Below are 17620 nucleotides of genomic sequence, written 5' to 3' on the forward strand. Positions count from 1 at the left end.
GTTAATTAGGCAATGAAATCTAGCTCACATTGGCTTGCATCCCGCTGACGCGAACGATATTTTGAAGTTGTTACTGGTGGGTAACTTAGACCTAGTACCCAACCACAAGTGGCATTCTCAACGAGGAGGACCGTAGTGAGCCACTACAAGAGCAACGTCCGCGACCAGGAATTCAACCTGTTCGAAGTGCTGGGCGTTGACAAGGCTTTAGGGCAAGGCGAGTTCAGCGATCTGGACGCCGACACGGCCCGCGAGATGTTGAACGAAATCAGCCGGCTGGCCGAGGGGCCCATCGCCGACTCCTTCGTCGAGGGCGACCGCAACCCGCCGGTGTTCGACCCGAAGACGCACTCGGTGACGCTGCCGGAATCGTTCAAGAAGTCCGTCCACGCCGTCATCGAGGCCGGGTGGGACAAGGTAGGCATCGACGAGGCCCTCGGCGGGGTCGCCATGCCCAAGGCGCTGCTGTGGGCGCTGCACGAGCACATCCTGGGCGCCAACCCGGCGGTCTGGATGTACGCCGGCGGCGCGGGCTTCGCCAACATCCTCTACCACCTGGGCACCGACGAGCAGAAGAAGTGGGCCGTGATGGCCGCCGAGCGCGGCTGGGGTTCGACCATGGTGCTCACCGAGCCGGACGCGGGTTCCGACGTCGGCGCCGGGCGCACCAAGGCGGTCAAGCAGGACGACGGCTCCTGGCACATCGACGGTGTGAAGCGATTCATCACCTCGGCCGACTCCGACGACCTGTTCGAGAACATCTTCCACCTGGTGCTGGCCCGCCCCGAGGGCGCCGGCCCCGGCACCAAGGGCCTGTCGCTGTTCTTCGTGCCCAAGTTCCTGTTCGACTTCGAGACCGGTGAGCTCGGCGAGCGCAACGGCGTCTTCGTCACCAATGTCGAGCACAAGATGGGCCTGAAGGTGTCGGCGACCTGCGAGCTGAGCTTCGGCCAGCACGACGTCCCGGCCAAGGGCTGGCTGGTCGGCGAGGTGCACAACGGCATCGCGCAGATGTTCGAGGTCATCGAGCAGGCCCGCATGATGGTGGGCACCAAGGCCATCGCGACCCTGTCGACGGGTTACCTGAACGCGTTGGAGTACGCCAAGTCTCGCGTCCAGGGCGCCGACATGACCCAGATGACCGACAAGACCGCACCGCGGGTGACCATCACGCACCACCCGGACGTGCGGCGGTCGCTGATGACCCAGAAGGCCTATGCCGAGGGTCTGCGCGCACTGTACCTGTTCACCTCGACCTACCAGGACGCGGCGGTCGCCGAGGCGCTCTACGGGGTGGACGCCGAACTGGCGGTCAAGGTCAACGACCTGATGCTGCCGGTGGTCAAGGGCGTCGGCTCCGAGCAGGCCTACGCCAAGCTCACCGAGAGCCTGCAGACCTTCGGTGGCTCCGGCTTCCTGCAGGACTACCCGATCGAGCAGTACATCCGCGACTCCAAGATCGACTCGCTCTACGAGGGCACCACGGCCATCCAGGCGCAGGACTTCTTCTTCCGCAAGATCGTCCGCGACAAGGGTGTGGCGCTGGCCCACGTGTCCGAGCAGATCCAGAAGTTCGTCGACAGCGAGTCCGGCAACGGCCGGCTCAAGTCCGAGCGCGAACTGCTGGCCAAGGCGCTGGCCGACGTGCAGGGCATGGCGACCGCGCTGACCGGCTACCTGATGGCCGCCCAGGAGGACGTGACCAGCCTGTACAAGGTGGGGCTGGGTTCGGTGCGGTTCCTGATGAGCGTCGGTGACCTGATCATCGGCTGGTTGCTGCAGCGTCAGGCGGCGGTGGCCGTGGCGGCGCTAGACGCCGGCGCCAGCGGCGAGGACCGGTCCTTCTACGAGGGCAAGATCGCGGTGGCGTCGTTCTTCGCGAAGAACTTCCTGCCGATGCTGACCAGCACCCGCGAGGTCATCGAGACGCTGGACAACGACATCATGGAGCTCGACGAGGCGGCCTTCTAAAGCCCTTCCGAGGCCGCTGACAAGCGCAATCAAAAACCCCGCTTCCCCGATGGGAGCGGGGTTTTTGATTGCGCGGCGCCGGATGGGCGCACGATCGGGCGCAGAAAAAGGCCGCCGCTGGATCCCCTCACTCCAGCGGCGGCCCTTCTCGGACGCCCGTCGCGCAAACTGGCAGGCGGTCGTGTCAGGGATGCCCCGTATTGCCGTCGGGGTCGGGGGGTCAGACCACAACACGGGGCTATCCGGGGTCACGGATACCCGCGGCCTCCGGTTACTAACCCCTTGCTAACGCGATGTGACCCAACTCATGGGCCCGGCCCGTCAGGCCTCGAGGATCGCGGCCACGCCCTGGCCGCCGGCCGCGCAGATCGAGATCAGGGCGCGCACCGGTGTGTCGGCGCCCTTGAGCTCGGCCTTACGCTGCGCGACCTGCTTGGCGGCCTGCGCCAGGATCCGCCCGCCGGTGGCCGCGAACGGGTGACCGGCGGCCAGCGAGGACCCGTTGACGTTGAGCTTGGAGCGGTCGATGGAGCCCAGCGCGGCGTCCAGGCCCAGCCGTTCCTTGCAGTAGTCCTCGGATTCCCAGGCCTGCAGATGGGCCAGCACCACCGAGGCGAACGCCTCGTGGATCTCGTAGAAGTCGAAGTCCTGCAGGCTCAGGCCGTTGCGGGCGAGCAGCCGCGGCACCGCGTAGGTGGGGGCCATCAGCAGGCCGTCGCGCCCGTTGACGTAGTCGACCGCGGCCGTCTCGGCATCCACCAGGTAGGCCAGCGGGGTCAGCGAGTGCGCGGCCGCCCACTCCTCGGTGCCCAGCAGCGCCACCGAGGCGCCGTCGGTCAGCGGGGTCGAGTTACCCGCCGTCATCGTCGCGTCGCCGGCCTTCACCCCGAACACCGGCCGCAGCTTGGCCAGCTTCTCCGGCGACGAGTCGGGCCGCAGGTTGTCGTCGCGGTACAGGCCCAGGAACGGGGTGACCAGGTCGTCGAAGAAGCCGCGGTCGTAGGCGGCGGCCATGTTGCGGTGGCTGGCGGCGGCCAGCTCGTCCTGGGCGACCCGGGTGATGCCCATCTGCTTGGCGGTGGTCGCCTGGTGCTCGCCCATGGACAGGCCGGTGCGCGGCTCGCTGTTGACCGGGATCTCGACGCCCAGGGTCGCCGGCAGCGTGCCCACCAGCTTGAGTCGCTGCACGTTCGACTTGGCCCGGCGCAACTTCAGCAGTGTGCGGCGCAGGTTGTCGCCCAGGCCGATCGGCGCGTCCGAGGTGGTGTCCACCCCGCCGGCGGCGGCCACGTCGTAGCGGCCGGCGGCGATGCCCTCGGCGGCCGCGATCGCGGCCTGCAACCCGGTGCCGCAGGCCTGCTGCAGGTCGAACGCTGGCGTGTAGGACGACAGCTGTGAACCCAGCACGCATTCGCGGGTCAGGTTGAAGTCCCGGCTGTGCTTGAGCACCGCGCCGCCGACCACCACGCCCAGCCGCTCACCGGCCAGCCCGAAGCGGTCCACCAACCCCTCCAGCGCGGCGGTGAGCATGTCCTGGTTGGACGCCTCGGCATAGGCGCCGTCGGAGCGGGCGAACGGAATCCGGTTGCCACCCAGGACGGCCACTGGCCGCCGCTGCGCACTGCGCTGAGCAGCCGGTTTGCTTGCCTCGGAACTTGCAGGGGCCACTTGTGTTCTCCGTGTGTCTGCGGTTGGTCGGTTTGTGGGTCGCCCGTCTCGGGCCATACTACCCACTGTTCTTACTCTGAAGTAAGTTCGTCCTCGATACGGTTGTCCTATAGGCATACCCCGACGCAGAAACAACACGGAAGGTAGCTCCGGTGGCTCCGAAGGTCTCGTCCGATCTGTTCTCGCAGATTGTCAATTCCGGTCCTGGATCGTTTCTCGCCAAGCAGCTCGGCGTCCCGCAACCCGAGACGCTGCGCCGCTACCGGCCCGGTGACCCGCCGTTGGCCGGGTCGCTGCTGATCGGCGGCGAGGGCGGCGTGGTCGAGCCGCTGCGGGCGGCGCTGGCCAAGGACTACGACCTGGTCGGCAACAACCTGGGCGGGCGCTGGGCCGACCGGTTCGGCGGGCTGGTCTTCGACGCCACCGGGATCACCACCCCGGAGGGCCTGAAGGGGCTGTACGAGTTCTTCACCCCGCTGCTGCGCAACCTGGGTCACTGCGCCCGCGTGGTGGTGGTCGGCACCACGCCCGACGCCGCCGCCGGCGCGCACGAGCGGATCGCCCAGCGCGCCCTGGAGGGCTTCACCCGGTCGTTGGGCAAGGAGCTGCGCAACGGCTCGACGGTGGCGCTGGTGTACCTGTCGCCGGCCGCCAAACCCGCCGCGACGGGCCTGGAGTCGACCATGCGGTTCATCCTGTCGGCCAAGTCCGCCTACGTCGACGGCCAGGTCTTCTACGTCGGCGAGGCCGACTCCACCCCCCCGGCGGACTGGGAACGGCCGCTGGACGGCAAGGTCGCCATCGTGACCGGTGCGGCCCGCGGAATCGGCGCCACGATCGCCGAGGTGTTCGCCCGCGACGGCGCCCGTGTGGTCGCGATCGACGTGGAATCGGCCGCCGAGACGCTGGCCGAGACGGCCAGCCGGGTCGGGGGCACCGCGCTGTGGCTCGACGTCACCGCCCCCGACGCCGTCGACAAGATCACCGAGCACCTGCGCGAGCACCACGGCGGTCACGCCGACATCCTGGTCAACAACGCCGGGATCACCCGCGACAAGCTGCTGGCCAACATGGACGACGCGCGCTGGGACGCCGTGTTGGCCGTGAATCTGCTTGCCCCACTTCGCCTTACCGAAGGGCTGGTGGGCAACGGCAGCATCGGCGAAGGCGGTCGCATCGTCGGCCTGTCGTCGATGGCCGGCATCGCGGGCAACCGCGGCCAGACCAACTACGCCACCACCAAGGCCGGCATGATCGGCCTCACCCAGGCGCTGGCACCGGAGCTCTACGGCAAGGGCATCACCATCAACGCCGTCGCGCCGGGATTCATCGAGACCCGGATGACGGCCGCCATCCCGCTGGCCACCCGCGAGGTGGGGCGCCGGATGAACTCGCTGCTGCAGGGCGGGCAGCCGGTGGACGTCGCCGAAACCATCGCCTACTTCGCCAGCCCGGCGTCGAACGCGGTGACCGGCAACGTCATTCGGGTCTGCGGCCAGGCGATGCTGGGGGCATGATGAACCAGCCGAGCGGCTTGAAGAACATGCTGCGCGCGGCCGCCGGGGCGCTGCCGGTGGTGTCCCGCGGCAGCGCGCTGCCCACCCGCACGGTCACCGTCGAGGACCTTCCCATCGACCGCACCAACGTGGCCGAGTACGCGGCGGTCACCGGGCTGCGCTACCGCAACCACGTGCCGTTGACCTACCCGTTCGCGCTGACCTTTCCGGCGCTGATGTCGCTGGTGACCGGGTTCGACTTCCCTTTCGCGGCAATGGGTTCGGTGCACACCGAGAACCACATCACGCAGTACCGTCCGATCGCGGTCACCGACACCGTCGGGGTGCGGGTGCACGCGGAGAACCTGCGCGAGCACCGCAAGGGTCTGCTGGTCGATCTGGTGACCGACGTCAGCGTGGGGAACGACACCGCGTGGCATCAGGTGACCACCTTCCTGCACCAGCAGCGCACCAGCCTGTCCGACCAACCCAAACCGCCGCCGCAGAAGCAGCCCAAGCTGCCGCCGCCGCCGACCGTGCTGCGCATCACCCCGGGGCTGATCCGCCGCTACGCCGTCGTCGGGGGTGACCACAATCCCATCCACACCAACCCGATCGCGGCCAAGCTGTTCGGCTTCCCCACTGTGATCGCGCATGGAATGTTCAGCGCCGCAGCGGTATTGGCCAACATCGAAGCCGCGATTCCCGATGCGGCGCGCTACTCGGTGCGGTTCGGCAAGCCGGTGGTGCTGCCCGCCACCACCGGTCTCTACATCGACGAACACGACGGCGGCTGGGACATCGCGCTGCGCAACATCGCCAAGGGCTACCCGCACCTGACCGGAACCGTCCGGGCGCTGTAGGTCAGCCGGCGTGCGTCGTAGTACGGCCCTGGGCAAGCACTTTCAGCCCGTGCGCGGCGGTCGCGGTCAGCAGGAAAAGCAGGAACAGCCACAGCGGTGGCCGGGCCAGCTCCCAGACGAAGATCGCCGCCCAGATCGGTGAGCCCTGGGTGACGGCCAGCACCCCGGCGGCGCCGGCCAGCGACACCGCGGGCACGTGCAGCTGGCTCCCGGTCGCCCAATTGATCGTCAGCACCAGCGCCGCCCCGGCGGCCGCCCCGGTGGCCAGCGACGGCGTCAACAGGCCACCGGCCCCGCCGGCGCGCAAATACAACGCGGTCAGAACGGGTTTGAGCAGCAGGATCGCCAGGGCCGACGCCAAGGTCATGCCGCTGGCCAGGCTGACCGTCAGGATGCTGCGGCCGTTGCCGGGCAATTCGGGCCACCAATGCGAGCAGACGCCCGTCACCAGGCCGGCGCCGGCCAGTGCCGGGATCAGCGTCCAGGTCCGCATCGGGCGGGCCGGCCGGGCGACGGCCATCAACCGGTTGAAGACCAATCCCACCGCGAGCGCCACCGGCGCCAGCAACAGCCCGTGCGCGGTCAACAGGTAGGTGGACTCTTCGACCGGCCATCGCAGGTTGGGCTGGTCGCCGGTGACGGCCGAGCCGACGGCCACCGCCACCCCGGAGGACAGGAACGCCGCGCCCACCGCCCGCAGCCGCCAGGTGCGCAGCAGGATCCGGGCCGCGAACAGCGCACCGGCCAGCGGCACCGCATACACCGCGCCCAGACCGGCCCCCGCCGCGCAGGCCAGCAGGATCTCCCGGTCGCGCGACGACAGGCGTCTGAGCCATCCGATACCGAAATCGCCGAGCGCTGAAGCGAATTGGCGCGGGGCGCCCTCCCGCCCCAGCGATGCCCCGGATCCGACCAGCAGCACCTGCAGCACGGCGTCGATGCTCCAGGCGAGCCGCGGGACGCGCTCGGAGCGCGCGATCGTTTCGGCCAGCGGCGGCACGTCGGTGCGCCGCCGCAGCAGCCACCACCCCAGCCCGGCCAGCGCCGCGCCGACCATCGGGCCCAGCACGCGCCGGATCGGGCTGCTGGCGGCCACCCCGGCCAGCAGCGCGCCGAAACTGTAGTGGTAGGTGGCGTGCTGGACCACGCGCAGCACCAATGTGGTTGCTACGCCGGCGATTCCGGCGAGCACACCGACGATGATGACCGCGCAGAAGAAGTCGAGAGCGTTGCGGTCCGAGCGGGGTGCGGGCATTCGGGCCACCTCGACGACGGTAGCCCTAGCCGCCGGCGCCGGAGCGGTCCGCCTCGGGCTGGGCCGCGGCGGCTTCCCGCTCCTCGGGTGAACCCTTGAGCCCGTACCAGAACAGGTCGATCATCAGCGCGGCCGCCTCGTCGACGTCGATGTCGCCGGTGGACAACCGATTGGCCACCGCCTCACCGGCGCCCACCAGGGCCACCGCCATCATCTCGTGCTCGCGGTCGGTCCGCGGGGTGCGGCTGCCCGCCCGCATCAGCCCGGCGACCAGTTCGATGATCTGCTCGCGACCCTCCCGGACCATGTGGGCGAACGCCTGCGAGCTGGTGGCCTGGGTGTACATCACGATCCAGGACGCCCGGTTGGCGTCGATGTAGCGCATGAACGACGCGATGGTGTTGCGCAGCATGTCGTTGGGGCTCTGCTGGAAATCGATGTCGGCGCGCACCGCGTCGATGAACCGGCCCAGCTCCCGGTTCAGGCAGGCGCCGAATAGGTCCTCCTTGGAGCCGTAGTACAGGTACAGCATCGGTTTGGAGATCTGCGCCTGGGCGGCGATGGCGTCCATCGAGGTCTCGTGATAGCCGTTGACCGAGAACATCTGGACCGCGGCGTCGAGCATCTGCTGCTCGCGGACGGCACGCGGTAACCGCTTGGTGCCACCCGCCATCGCTTACCTCTCCAGCCGGTCCGTTCTGAGTCAAGGGTAGGCAATGTGCTTCGGCCGCACAGCCGCTAGTGCCCGCAGGCCGGGCCGCGGCCCTTCATGGTCGCCACCCGCACCAGCGACTCGTCCACCCGCTGTGCCGGCAATTCGCCCGAGGCGACCGCCTTCTGCAGCCGGTCCAGCACCGCCGGCACCTCGTCGGTGGTGACCCACAAGGCGACGTCGACGCCGGCCAGCAGGCTGCGCAGCACCGCCTCGGAGACCCCGTATCGGTCGGAGATGGCCGCCATGCTGGACAGATCGTCGCTGAAGACCGGGCCGGTGAACGGCGGCCCCTTGTAGCCGACGCCGTTGCGCAGCAACTGCACCGCCTCGGGGCTCAGACTGGCCGGCACGTCGTCGGTGAGCCCGGGAACCTGCAGGTGGCCTACCATCACCCCGACCGGCGGCGTGGTCACCAGGGTCCGGTAGGGCACCAGGTCGTTGTTCTGCAGGTCGTCCAGCGGCGGCGTGACCACGCCACCGGTGTGGGAGTCACCCGAGCCGTGCCCGTGGCCGGGGAAGTGCTTGAGCACGGGCAACAGGCCGGCGTCCCGCAGCCCCTGCGCATACGCACCGGCGTACTCGGTGACCTTGGCCGGGTCCGCGCCGAACGAACGGTTGCCGATCACGGCGTCGTCGGGCTCGTCGCTGACGTCGACGACGGGCGCGAAATCGATGGTGATGCCTAGGTCGCGCATCTTCTTGCCGCGGTCGGCGGCCAGGTCGTGCACCTGCTGCACGGTCTGCGTCTGCGCCAGCTCACGCGGCGACGGCGACGTCCCGATCAGGGATTTCAGCCGCGAGACCCGACCGCCCTCCTCGTCGACGCTGACCGCCAGCGGCAACGGCCCCGCCTTGGCCGCGATGTCGGCCAGCGGGCCCTGGAAGATCGTCAGGTCCGTCCAGCTGCCGATGAAGATGCCGCCGACGTGATAGCCGTTGACGACGTTGCGCGCGTCGTCGGCGTTCTTGACACCCACCATCAGCAGTTGGGCCAGCTTGTCGCGAAGGTTCAGGGTGGCCGGCGCTGCCGGCGGGTCGACGCACACCCGCGGCGCCGGGGCAGCGGCCGGCGTGTTCGACGTCGACGAGTGCGCGGGCGGGGGTGCGGCGCGGTGGGCGCAGCCGATCATCAGCGCCGACACGGCGGCCAGCACGGCCGCGTGCGCGGCGAGGGGGCGCGACAATGCCATCGGGCCATGCTTTCACGACGGGCGTTTCGCATCCGTCCGCAGGGGGCATCGGCGGTAGGTTGCTGAGCTGGGGCTGACCAGCGCCTGGTCAGCACGCGGGTGCGGGGAGGAGCCAGCGATGACCGGTTTCACGTTGGCCGTGGCCAGCGCCGCGGTGGGGCTGTCCATCGGGGTGGCGAGCACCGTCGGCATCACCTTGGCCGCCACCAGCCACGCCGGCCACCCCGCGCCGCCGGCCAACGCCCCGGTGCACCCGCTCGGGCCCTATCGGGTGGAATACGGCGACCGCTGCTTCCACGGGCACTGCCTGCACTTGTGACCGGCGCCGGAGATTCGGCCGACCGCCGTTCTGCTAGGTTGGCGCTAGGTTGAAGTCACGACCGCCCTCCCGCAAAACCTCAGGAGTCCTCGATGAACCGGATCGTTGCGCCCGCCGCAGCGAGCGTTGTGGTTGGCCTCTTGCTCGGCGCGGCCGCGATCTTCGGCGTCACGTTGATGGTCCAGCAAGACACGAAGCCGCCACTTCCCGGGGGCGATCCGCAGTCGTCAGTGCTCAACCGGGTGGAGTACGGAAACCGTAGCTAGCGGCGAGGTCGGGGCGGCGCGGGCGGCGCCCACGGAAACGGCCCCCACCTCGTCGACGGTCTCGCGCCGGTGGTTGTGGCTGGTCGGCGCGATCGCGCTGGCGTTGACGTTCGCCCAGTCGCCCGGGCGGATCTCCCCGGACACCAAGCTCGACCTGACCGCGAACCCGCTGCGCTTCCTGGCCCGCGCGACCAACCTGTGGAACAGCGAGCTGCCGTTCGGGCAGGCGCAGAACCAGGCCTACGGATACCTGTTTCCGCACGGCACCTTCTTCCTGATCGGCCATGCGCTCGGCGTGCCCGGCTGGATCACCCAGCGGCTGTGGTGGGCGCTGCTGTTGACGGTCGGCTTCTGGGGCCTGTTGCGGGTCGCCGAGGCGCTGGGGATCGGCAGCCCGGGCTCCCGGGTGATCGCCGCCGCCGCGTTCGCGTTGTCGCCACGGGTGCTGACCACGCTGGGGTCGATCTCGTCGGAAACCCTGCCGATGATGCTGGCGCCGTGGGTGCTGCTGCCCACCATCCTGGCGCTGCGGGCCACCGGCCCGAGGTCGGTGCGCGCGCTGGCCGCGCAGGCGGGGGTGGCCGTCGCCCTGATGGGTGCGGTCAACGCGATCGCCACCGTGGCCGGCTGCCTGCCCGCGGTGATCTGGTGGGCGTGCCACCGCCCGAACCGGTTGTGGTGGCGCTACACCGGGTGGTGGCTGGTGGCGCTGGTGCTGGCCACGCTGTGGTGGGTGGTGGGCCTGGTGATGCTGCGCGCCATCAGCCCGCCGTTTCTGGACTTCATCGAATCCTCGGGTGTGACGACGCAATGGTCGTCGCTGGTGGAGATGTTGCGCGGCACCGACAGCTGGACCCCGTACGTGGCGCCGACCGCCACCGCGGGGGCTCCGCTGGTGACCGGGTCGGCGGCGGTGCTGGGCACCTGCCTGGTCGCGGCGGCGGGGCTGGCCGGCCTGGCCGGCCCCACCATGCCGGCGCGCGGGCGGCTGGTCACCATGCTGCTCGTCGGGGTGGTGTTGATGGCCGCCGGTTACAGCGGCGGGCTGGGCTCGCCGGCGGCGCACGCGGTGCAGGCGTTCCTGGACGCCGGCGGGGCGCCGCTGCGCAACGTGCACAAGCTGGGCTCGGTGATCAGGATCCCGATCGTGCTGGGCGTCGCGCAGCTGCTGGGCCGGATACCGCTGCCGGGCAGCGCGCCGAAGTCGTTGTGGCTCAGTGCCTTTGCGCACCCGGAGCGCGATAAGTGGGTCGCGACCGCGGTGGTGGTGCTGACCGCGCTGATGGTCAGCACGTCGCTCGCCTGGACGGGCCGGCTGACCCCGCCGGGGACGTTCACCGCGATCCCGCCGTATTGGCAGCAGACGGCCGACTGGCTGACCCAGCACAACACCGGCTCCCCCACCCCCGGGCGGGTGCTCGTCGCCCCGGGAGCCCCGTTCGCCACCCAGGTATGGGGCACCAGCCACGACGAGCCGCTGCAGGTGCTGGGCGCCAGCCCGTGGGGGGTGCGCGACTCGATCCCGTTGACCCCGCCGCAGACCATCCGGGCGCTGGATTCGGTGCAGCGTTTGTTCGCCGCCGGCCGCCCCTCGCTGGGCCTGGCTGATACGCTTGCCCGCCAAGGCATTTCGTATGTCGTGGTGCGCAACGACCTGGACCCCGACACGTCGCGCTCGGCGCGCCCCATCCTGGTGCACCGCGCCGTCGACGGGTCGCCGGGCCTGCACAAGGTGGCGCAGTTCGGCGCGCCGGTTGGCCCGGGCACCGTGGCCGGTTTTGTCGCCGACAGCGGATTGCGGCCTCGATATCCGGCCGTCGAGGTCTACCGGGTCGACGCGGGCGGCGACGCGGGCACCCCCTACTTCGTCGACACCGACCGGATGGCCCGCATCGACGGCGGGCCGGAAGTGCTGCTGCGCCTTGACGAAAGGCGGCGGCTGCTGGGCCAGCCGCCGCTGGGCCCGGCGCTGTTGACCGCCGACGCGCGAGCCGCCGGGCTGCCGCTGCCCGCCGGGGCCGGCGTCACCGTCACCGACACCCCGGTGGCCCGCGAGACGGATTACGGCCGGGTGGACCAACATTCGTCGGCGATCCGGGCCCCCGGCGACGCGCGGCACACCTACAACCGGGTGCCCGACTACCCGGTCCCCGGCGCCGATCCGGTGCTCGGCGCGTGGACGGGAGGGCGGATCACGGTGTCGAGCTCGGCCTCGGATTCCACCGCGATGCCCGACGTCGCGCCGGCCACCTCCCCGGCCGCCGCGATCGACGGGGACCCGGCGACGGCGTGGGTGTCCAACTCGCTGCAATCGGCCGTCGGGCAATGGATGCAGATCGATTTCGACCACCCGGTGACCAATGCGGCGCTCACCTTGACCCCCAGCGCCACTGCCGTCGGCGCCCAGGTCCGCCGCATTCTCATCGAAACCGCAACGGGCAGCACCACTTTGCGGTTCGACCAGCCGGGCAAGCCGCTCGCCGCGGCGCTGCCCTACGGCGAGACCCCGTGGCTGCGGATCACCGCCGCCGGCACCGACGACGGATCGCCCGGGGTGCAGTTCGGCATCACCGACTTGACCGTCACCCAGTACGACGCGTCCGGCTTCGCGCACCCGGTCGACCTGCGGCACACCGTGCGGGTGCCCGGGCCGTCGCCGGGGTCGCCGATCACGCGGTGGGAGTTGGGACCCGAGCTGCCCGGCCGGCCCGGCTGCGCCCGGGCGCCCGACAGTGTGCGCTGCGCGCCGTCGATGGAGCTGGCCCCGGAAGAGCCGGTCACCTTCAGCCGGACGCTGACGGTGCCGGCGCCGACGTCGGTCACCCCGACGGTGTGGGTGCGCCCCCGCCAGGGACCCAAGCTGGCCGACCTGATCACCGAACCGAATACGACTGTGACTCACGGCGATTCGGATACCGTCGACGTTCTCGGCTCGGCGTATGCGGCCACCGACGACGACCCGGCCACCGCCTGGACCGCGCCGCAACGAGTGGTGCAGCACAAGACGCCGCCCACCCTGACGCTCACCCTGCCCCGGCCCACCCAGGTCGCCGGGGTGCGCCTGGTTCCCAGCCGGGCGGCGCTGCCCGCCCACCCCACCATGGTGGCCGTCAACCTGGGCGACGGCCCGCAGGTGACCGCGGTGAAACCCGGTCAGGCGCAGACGATTCCGCTCAAACCCCGGGTGACCGACACGGTGACCATCAGCCTGCTGGATTGGGAAGACGTCATCGACCGCAACGCGTTGGGCTTCGACCAGCTCAAGCCGCCCGGGCTGGCCGAGGTCGCGGCGCTGGGCGCCGACGGCAACCCGATCGCCCCCGCCGACGCCGGCCGCAACCGCGCCCGCGAGGTCAGCGTCGGCTGCGAACGCGGGCCGGTCATCGCCGTCGCGGGCCGGTTCGTACACACCGCGATCCACACCACCGTCGGCGCCCTGCTCGATGACCAGCCCGTCGCCGCGGTGCCCTGCGAGCGCGACCCGATCGCGCTGCCCGCGGGCGAGCAGGAGCTGTTGATCAGCCCGGGCGCCCAGTTCGTCGTCGACGGCGCCGAGCTGTCCACCCCGGCCGCCGCCGAGGCCGCCCAGCCGGTCCGGGTTGCGTCGTGGCGCGGCTGGGGCCCGGACCGCCGCGAGATCGCGGCCGGCCCGTCGAACATCTCCCGGATCCTGGTCATCCCGGAGAGCATCAATCCCGGGTGGGTGGCGCGCACCGGCAGCGGGGCCCGGCTGACGCCGATCGCGGTCAACGGCTGGCAGCAGGGCTGGCTGGTGCCCGCGGGCGCTCCCGGCGTCATCACGCTGAGCTTCGCCTCCAATTCGCTGTATCGCGCGGGACTGGCCGTCGGGCTGGCGCTGCTGCCGGTGCTGGCGCTGCTGGCGTGCTGGCGCACCCGGAAACGGGGGACCCAGGACCCGCCCGCGCGGCCGTGGCGGCCCGGGGTGTGGGCAGCGGTCCCGGCGCTGGCCGCCGGGGCGGTGATCGCCGGCGCGGCCGGAGTGGCGGTACTGGGCGCCGCGCTGGGTCTGCGGTATGCGCTGGGCGCCCGGCGCTGGGCGCGGCTCGGGATGGCGGGCAGCGCCGGCGGGCTGATCCTGGCCGGGGCGGCGTTGTCGCGCCAGCCCTGGCGCTCGGTCGACGGGTACGCCGGCCACGCGGGGTATGTCCAACTGCTGGCGTTGATTTCGCTTGCGGCGCTTACCGCCTCGGTCGTCGCGGTGCCCCGCCGGCGCGGCGGAGCCCGTCACGAATAGTCGGCCGGAGTATTGGCTACCCGTTTATCGGCTGATTGACTGGATACGCGGGTTGGTGTAGCCGCCACCGACCGAGGAGTTAGCGAGATGAGCTGGTTTTCCGCACCCGATTACTGGGTGGGCAGGCTGGTGCTCGAGCGCGGCGTAGCGGTGATCTACCTCCTGGCGTTCGTCGCGGCCGCCGCGCAGTTCCGCGCGCTCATCGGCGAACACGGGATGCTGCCGATCCCGCGGTTTTTGGCCGGGCAGTCGTGGCGGCGCACGCCGAGCATCTTTCACCTGCACTATTCGGATCGACTGTTCGCGGCGCTCTCCTGGTTCGGCGCGGCGCTGTCGGCGGCCATCGTGGCCGGAGCGGCCGACGCGGTGCCGCTGTGGGCGGCCATGCTGATGTGGCTGACGCTGTGGGTGCTCTACCTCTCGATCGTCAACGTCGGGCAGACCTGGTATTCGTTCGGCTGGGAGTCGCTGCTGCTCGAGACCGGCTTCCTGATGATCTTCCTGGGCAATGCCGAGGTGGCCCCGCCGCTGCTCACCTTGTGGATGGCGCGGTTGCTGCTGTTCCGGGTGGAGTTCGGCGCCGGGCTGATCAAGATGCGCGGCGATCCGTGCTGGCGCGATCTGACCTGTCTGTACTACCACCACGAGACCCAGCCGATGCCGGGCCCGTTGAGCTGGTTCTTCCACCACCTGCCCAAGCCCCTGCACCGGATCGAGGTGGCGGGCAACCACTTCGCGCAGCTGATCGTGCCGTTCGGGCTGTTCGCGCCGCAGCCGGTGGCCGGCGTGGCCGCGGCCATCATCGTGGTCACCCAGCTGTGGCTGGTCGCCTCGGGCAACTTCGCCTGGCTGAATTGGGTGACGATCCTGTTGGCGTGCAGCGCCATCGACGATTCGTCGGTCGCGCTGCTGCTGCCCAAGAGCGTGCTGCCGGGGCAGGGTGAACCGTCGGCGTCACCGCTGTGGTTCGTCGTTGTGGTGGTCGCGGTCACCGCCGCCGTGCTGGTGATGAGCTACTGGCCGATACGCAACATGCTGTCCTCGCGTCAGCGAATGAACATGTCGTTCAACTCTTTTCACCTGGTGAACACCTACGGCGCGTTCGGCAGCATCGGCCGGGTCCGCCGCGAGGTGGTGATCGAAGGCACCGCCGACGACGACATCACCGACCAGACCGTATGGTGGGAATACGAATTCAAGGGCAAACCGGGTGGCGTGCGCCGGCTGCCGCGCCAGTGGGCGCCCTACCATCTGCGGCTGGACTGGCTGATGTGGTTCGCCGCGATCTCGCCCGGCTACGCCCAGCCGTGGCTGTCGCCGTTCCTGCAGCGGCTGCTGGAAAACGATCGCCCGACGCTACGGTTGTTGCGGCACAACCCCTTCCCCGATGCGCCGCCCCGGTACGTGCGGGCACGGCTCTACGAGTATCGCTTCACCACGCCGGCCGAGCTGCGGCGCGACCGGGCCTGGTGGCATCGCACGCTGATCGGCGGCTACGTGCCGCCGCTGACGCTGTCGAAACTGACACCGCAGGACCACGGCTAGGGCAGGCATGAGCATCCAGCAGGCCGACCCGTGGCGGCGCGCTTGCCGTGATACAGCCGCGGCGTCACCACCAATGCGTCCAGGAATTCGGGTGTGGAGCTAGGGATTTCAGTGTGTACTCACGGCGGGATTTCGGCCGGAATCTCGCCATGAGTACACACTCGAGGCCGAAGCCCCCGGCCCCTACTTGTACAGGTCCGTGTGGTCGGCCTTGATCGCGTCCGCGCCCTTCTCGCCGACCATGTAGACGGTGTTCTGGATGCGGCAGTCCGGGATGATCGGGAAGACGGAGGCGTCGACAACGCGAAGTTTGTTGACGCCGTGGACCTTCAGCTTGGGATCCACCACACCCTGGTCGATGTTCTTGGACAGCCGATTGGTGCCGCACGGATGGTAGGACGTCTGCACCCGGTCCTGGATGGACGTCCTCATCAGCTCGTCGGAGTGCAGCGGCATATCCCACGGGTACTGGCTGATGACGAGGTCCTTGAAGCCGTCGCCCTTGGTGAGAATGTCGTAGGCCAACCTGATGCCCTCGCGCAGGGCGATGATGTCGAGCTCGTTGGACAGGTAATTCAGGTTGATGTTGGGCTGCATGAACGGGTCGGTGCTGTTGAGCGTCACCTCGCCGCCGTCGTAGGCCGGGCGGACCAGGTCGACCATCACGGTGATGTGGTCGCCCTCCGGCGGGGCGGGGTACTGCCACTGGAACGCACTGCCGAACGCGGGAACGAAGTCGAGCTCGAAGTGCGGCTGTCCCTCCGGCGAGAAGGGGTCGAGCCCGCCGTTGGCGGCCTTGGCCTCACGGTAAATCGGATCCCGGTCCAGGTATTCGTCGACGCGGGGGAAGCCGATCATCTCCAGCAGACCGGAGCCCAGCGGACCCTGGTGGTCCTTTTGGTAATCGGCAACGGCGGAGTCGTGCTTCGGACCGGGGCGCAGGTAGTCGTCGATGGCGTAGCCCTCCTTGATCCGCAGCACGAACGGGACGCCCGGGTGATCGAACAGGTGCTGGCCGACATGGCGAGAATCGACGACCACGGGGATGCCGTGCTTGGCCAGCTCGCGTCCCGGGCCGATACCGCTGAGCATCAACAGCTTCGGGCTCTCGAAAACACCCTGGGAGAGGATGACCTCCCGGTTGGCGTAGAAGCTGCGCTCGGTGCCGGAGGCGTCGATGACGGTCACACCCTTGCAGGTGCGGTCGGCATAGTCGATGATCAGCCGCTTGGACCGAACCTCGGGCAGGATCGTGATGTTGGGCCGGTCCTTCACGAACAGGTAGCTGCCGGAACGCACACCCCGATAGATGGTGCTGACCGCGTGGGTGAGGCCGTTCATCTCACCGTCGTAGATGTTCTCCGTCACCGGCAGGCCCCGCGACTTCCACGCCTGCGCGACGACGTCGCGGAAGGGCTGCAACTCGGGGATGTTGTTGTGCGAGATGGGCAGCGGACCGCCGGCGCCGATCCGCTTCATGTCGGGCGAGAACGTCCCGTGGTCGTCGTGATAGGTGGCGCTCTTGCGCAGGTAGGGAAGCAGCGGCTGCCAGGTCCATTCCGGGCCACCGTATTCCGCCCACCGGTCGTAGGTCGGCTTGCAGCCGGGAATCCAGCTGAAGTAGTTGGCCGCGGAGCTGCCGCCGAGGATCTTGCCCCGGGTCTCCTGCTTGTCGATGCGCTGCCAGACGCCACGGTCGACGAACTTGGCCAGGTAATCCCAGTCGTACGGGCTGTGGCGCAGCTCCATGGCCGTTCCCGGGGTGTTCACCCCGTCAAGCTCCCAGGGGTTGCCGACACCGGCCTCGACGACCAGGACGCTGACGTTCGGGTTCTCGGCGAGGCGTCCGGCGACGACGTTACCAGCGGTGCCGCCCCCGACGACGACGAAGTCAAAGTGAGCCCCGTCGGCCACATTTGGTTGCGCGTGTGACATGATTTCCTCCTCGAAAACTCGGGTGTTCAGCGGGCCGCACCGCACGCGTGGAAACCCTCGTTGCCTACCGGGATACGGATTCCGAACCCGCAGTTAGCAGCATGTTCGGGCGCCGCGTTGAACTCCATGTAGTTCACTCCGT

General features: G+C 69.7%; 12 protein-coding genes. 7 read left to right on the plus strand and 5 right to left on the minus strand.

All coding sequences use genetic code 11. The features are described from left to right. Positions 1 to 135 precede the first annotated feature (135 nt). A complete protein-coding gene (locus tag MAA44156_RS21635; protein WP_003879144.1) occupies positions 136 to 1971 on the plus strand; it encodes an acyl-CoA dehydrogenase in 1836 nt (611 codons plus the stop codon). A gap of 321 nt (positions 1972 to 2292) precedes the next feature. On the opposite strand, the gene MAA44156_RS21640 is transcribed toward MAA44156_RS21635, so the two are convergent. Then, positions 2293 to 3639 (minus strand): acetyl-CoA C-acetyltransferase, encoded by a 1347-nt coding sequence (locus tag MAA44156_RS21640; RefSeq protein WP_023879417.1) that lies wholly within the window; start codon positions 3637 to 3639, stop codon positions 2293 to 2295. A 152-nt stretch (positions 3640 to 3791) separates the two neighbouring features. On the opposite strand from MAA44156_RS21640, the gene MAA44156_RS21645 reads away from it, so the two are divergent. Together MAA44156_RS21645 and MAA44156_RS21650 are read left to right on the plus strand one after the other, a co-directional pair. Further along, on the plus strand, positions 3792 to 5156 hold the full coding sequence (locus MAA44156_RS21645; protein WP_009979620.1) for a 3-oxoacyl-ACP reductase: 1365 nt from the start codon (positions 3792 to 3794) through the stop codon (positions 5154 to 5156). Beyond that, positions 5156 to 5998, plus strand: a complete 843-nt coding sequence (locus MAA44156_RS21650; protein WP_009979621.1) for a MaoC/PaaZ C-terminal domain-containing protein — start codon at positions 5156 to 5158, stop codon at positions 5996 to 5998. Before MAA44156_RS21645 ends, MAA44156_RS21650 begins: the two co-directional genes overlap by 1 nt. A 1-nt stretch (position 5999) precedes the next feature. On the opposite strand, the gene MAA44156_RS21655 is transcribed toward MAA44156_RS21650, so the two are convergent. The 3 genes from MAA44156_RS21655 to MAA44156_RS21665 form a co-directional block, all read right to left on the minus strand. Next, positions 6000 to 7253, minus strand: a complete 1254-nt coding sequence (locus MAA44156_RS21655; protein WP_009979623.1) for a chloride channel protein — start codon at positions 7251 to 7253, stop codon at positions 6000 to 6002. Positions 7254 to 7278: 25 nt separating this feature from the next. After that, positions 7279 to 7926 (minus strand): TetR/AcrR family transcriptional regulator, encoded by a 648-nt coding sequence (locus MAA44156_RS21660; protein WP_003874043.1) that lies wholly within the window; start codon positions 7924 to 7926, stop codon positions 7279 to 7281. Between the two features lie 65 nt (positions 7927 to 7991). After that, positions 7992 to 9158 carry a glycoside hydrolase family 3 N-terminal domain-containing protein gene (locus MAA44156_RS21665; RefSeq protein ID WP_009979624.1) on the minus strand — a complete coding sequence of 389 codons (1167 nt, stop codon included), beginning with the start codon at positions 9156 to 9158 and terminating at the stop codon, positions 7992 to 7994. A gap of 118 nt (positions 9159 to 9276) precedes the next feature. On the opposite strand from MAA44156_RS21665, the gene MAA44156_RS21670 reads away from it, so the two are divergent. From MAA44156_RS21670 to MAA44156_RS21685, 4 genes are all read left to right on the plus strand, one after another. After that, positions 9277 to 9477 carry a DUF2613 family protein gene (locus MAA44156_RS21670; protein ID WP_009979625.1) on the plus strand — a complete coding sequence of 67 codons (201 nt, stop codon included), beginning with the start codon at positions 9277 to 9279 and terminating at the stop codon, positions 9475 to 9477. A gap of 92 nt (positions 9478 to 9569) precedes the next feature. After that, positions 9570 to 9743 carry a DUF2613 domain-containing protein gene (locus MAA44156_RS21675; protein WP_003874046.1) on the plus strand — a complete coding sequence of 58 codons (174 nt, stop codon included), beginning with the start codon at positions 9570 to 9572 and terminating at the stop codon, positions 9741 to 9743. Positions 9744 to 9816: 73 nt separating this feature from the next. Further along, positions 9817 to 13998 carry an alpha-(1->3)-arabinofuranosyltransferase gene (locus MAA44156_RS21680; protein WP_121035742.1) on the plus strand — a complete coding sequence of 1394 codons (4182 nt, stop codon included), beginning with the start codon at positions 9817 to 9819 and terminating at the stop codon, positions 13996 to 13998. 87 nt (positions 13999 to 14085) lie between these two features. Beyond that, positions 14086 to 15543, plus strand: coding sequence for a lipase maturation factor family protein (locus MAA44156_RS21685; RefSeq protein WP_009979629.1), 1458 nt, complete (start codon positions 14086 to 14088; stop codon positions 15541 to 15543). Positions 15544 to 15726: 183 nt separating this feature from the next. Here MAA44156_RS21685 and MAA44156_RS21690 read toward each other — a convergent pair whose 3' ends face one another. Next, a complete protein-coding gene (locus MAA44156_RS21690) occupies positions 15727 to 17478 on the minus strand; it encodes a GMC family oxidoreductase (protein ID WP_428829200.1) in 1752 nt (583 codons plus the stop codon). Positions 17479 to 17620 lie beyond the last annotated feature (142 nt).

It is taken from the genome of Mycobacterium avium subsp. avium (assembly GCF_009741445.1).
Taxonomy (GTDB): Bacteria; Actinomycetota; Actinomycetes; order Mycobacteriales; family Mycobacteriaceae; genus Mycobacterium; species Mycobacterium avium.

What these genes read in the sequence shown, in the direction of transcription:
- MAA44156_RS21675 (WP_003874046.1), top strand. Translation starts at nt 9,570, where the DNA reads ATGAACCGGATCGTTGCGCCCGCCGCAGCGAGCGTTGTGGTTGGCCTC.
- MAA44156_RS21690 (WP_428829200.1), bottom strand. Translation starts at nt 17,478, where the DNA reads ATGTCACACGCGCAACCAAATGTGGCCGACGGGGCTCACTTTGACTTC.
- MAA44156_RS21685 (WP_009979629.1), top strand. Translation starts at nt 14,086, where the DNA reads ATGAGCTGGTTTTCCGCACCCGATTACTGGGTGGGCAGGCTGGTGCTC.
- MAA44156_RS21650 (WP_009979621.1), top strand. Translation starts at nt 5,156, where the DNA reads ATGAACCAGCCGAGCGGCTTGAAGAACATGCTGCGCGCGGCCGCCGGG.
- MAA44156_RS21655 (WP_009979623.1), bottom strand. Translation starts at nt 7,253, where the DNA reads ATGCCCGCACCCCGCTCGGACCGCAACGCTCTCGACTTCTTCTGCGCG.
- MAA44156_RS21660 (WP_003874043.1), bottom strand. Translation starts at nt 7,926, where the DNA reads ATGGCGGGTGGCACCAAGCGGTTACCGCGTGCCGTCCGCGAGCAGCAG.
- MAA44156_RS21665 (WP_009979624.1), bottom strand. Translation starts at nt 9,158, where the DNA reads ATGGCATTGTCGCGCCCCCTCGCCGCGCACGCGGCCGTGCTGGCCGCC.
- MAA44156_RS21670 (WP_009979625.1), top strand. Translation starts at nt 9,277, where the DNA reads ATGACCGGTTTCACGTTGGCCGTGGCCAGCGCCGCGGTGGGGCTGTCC.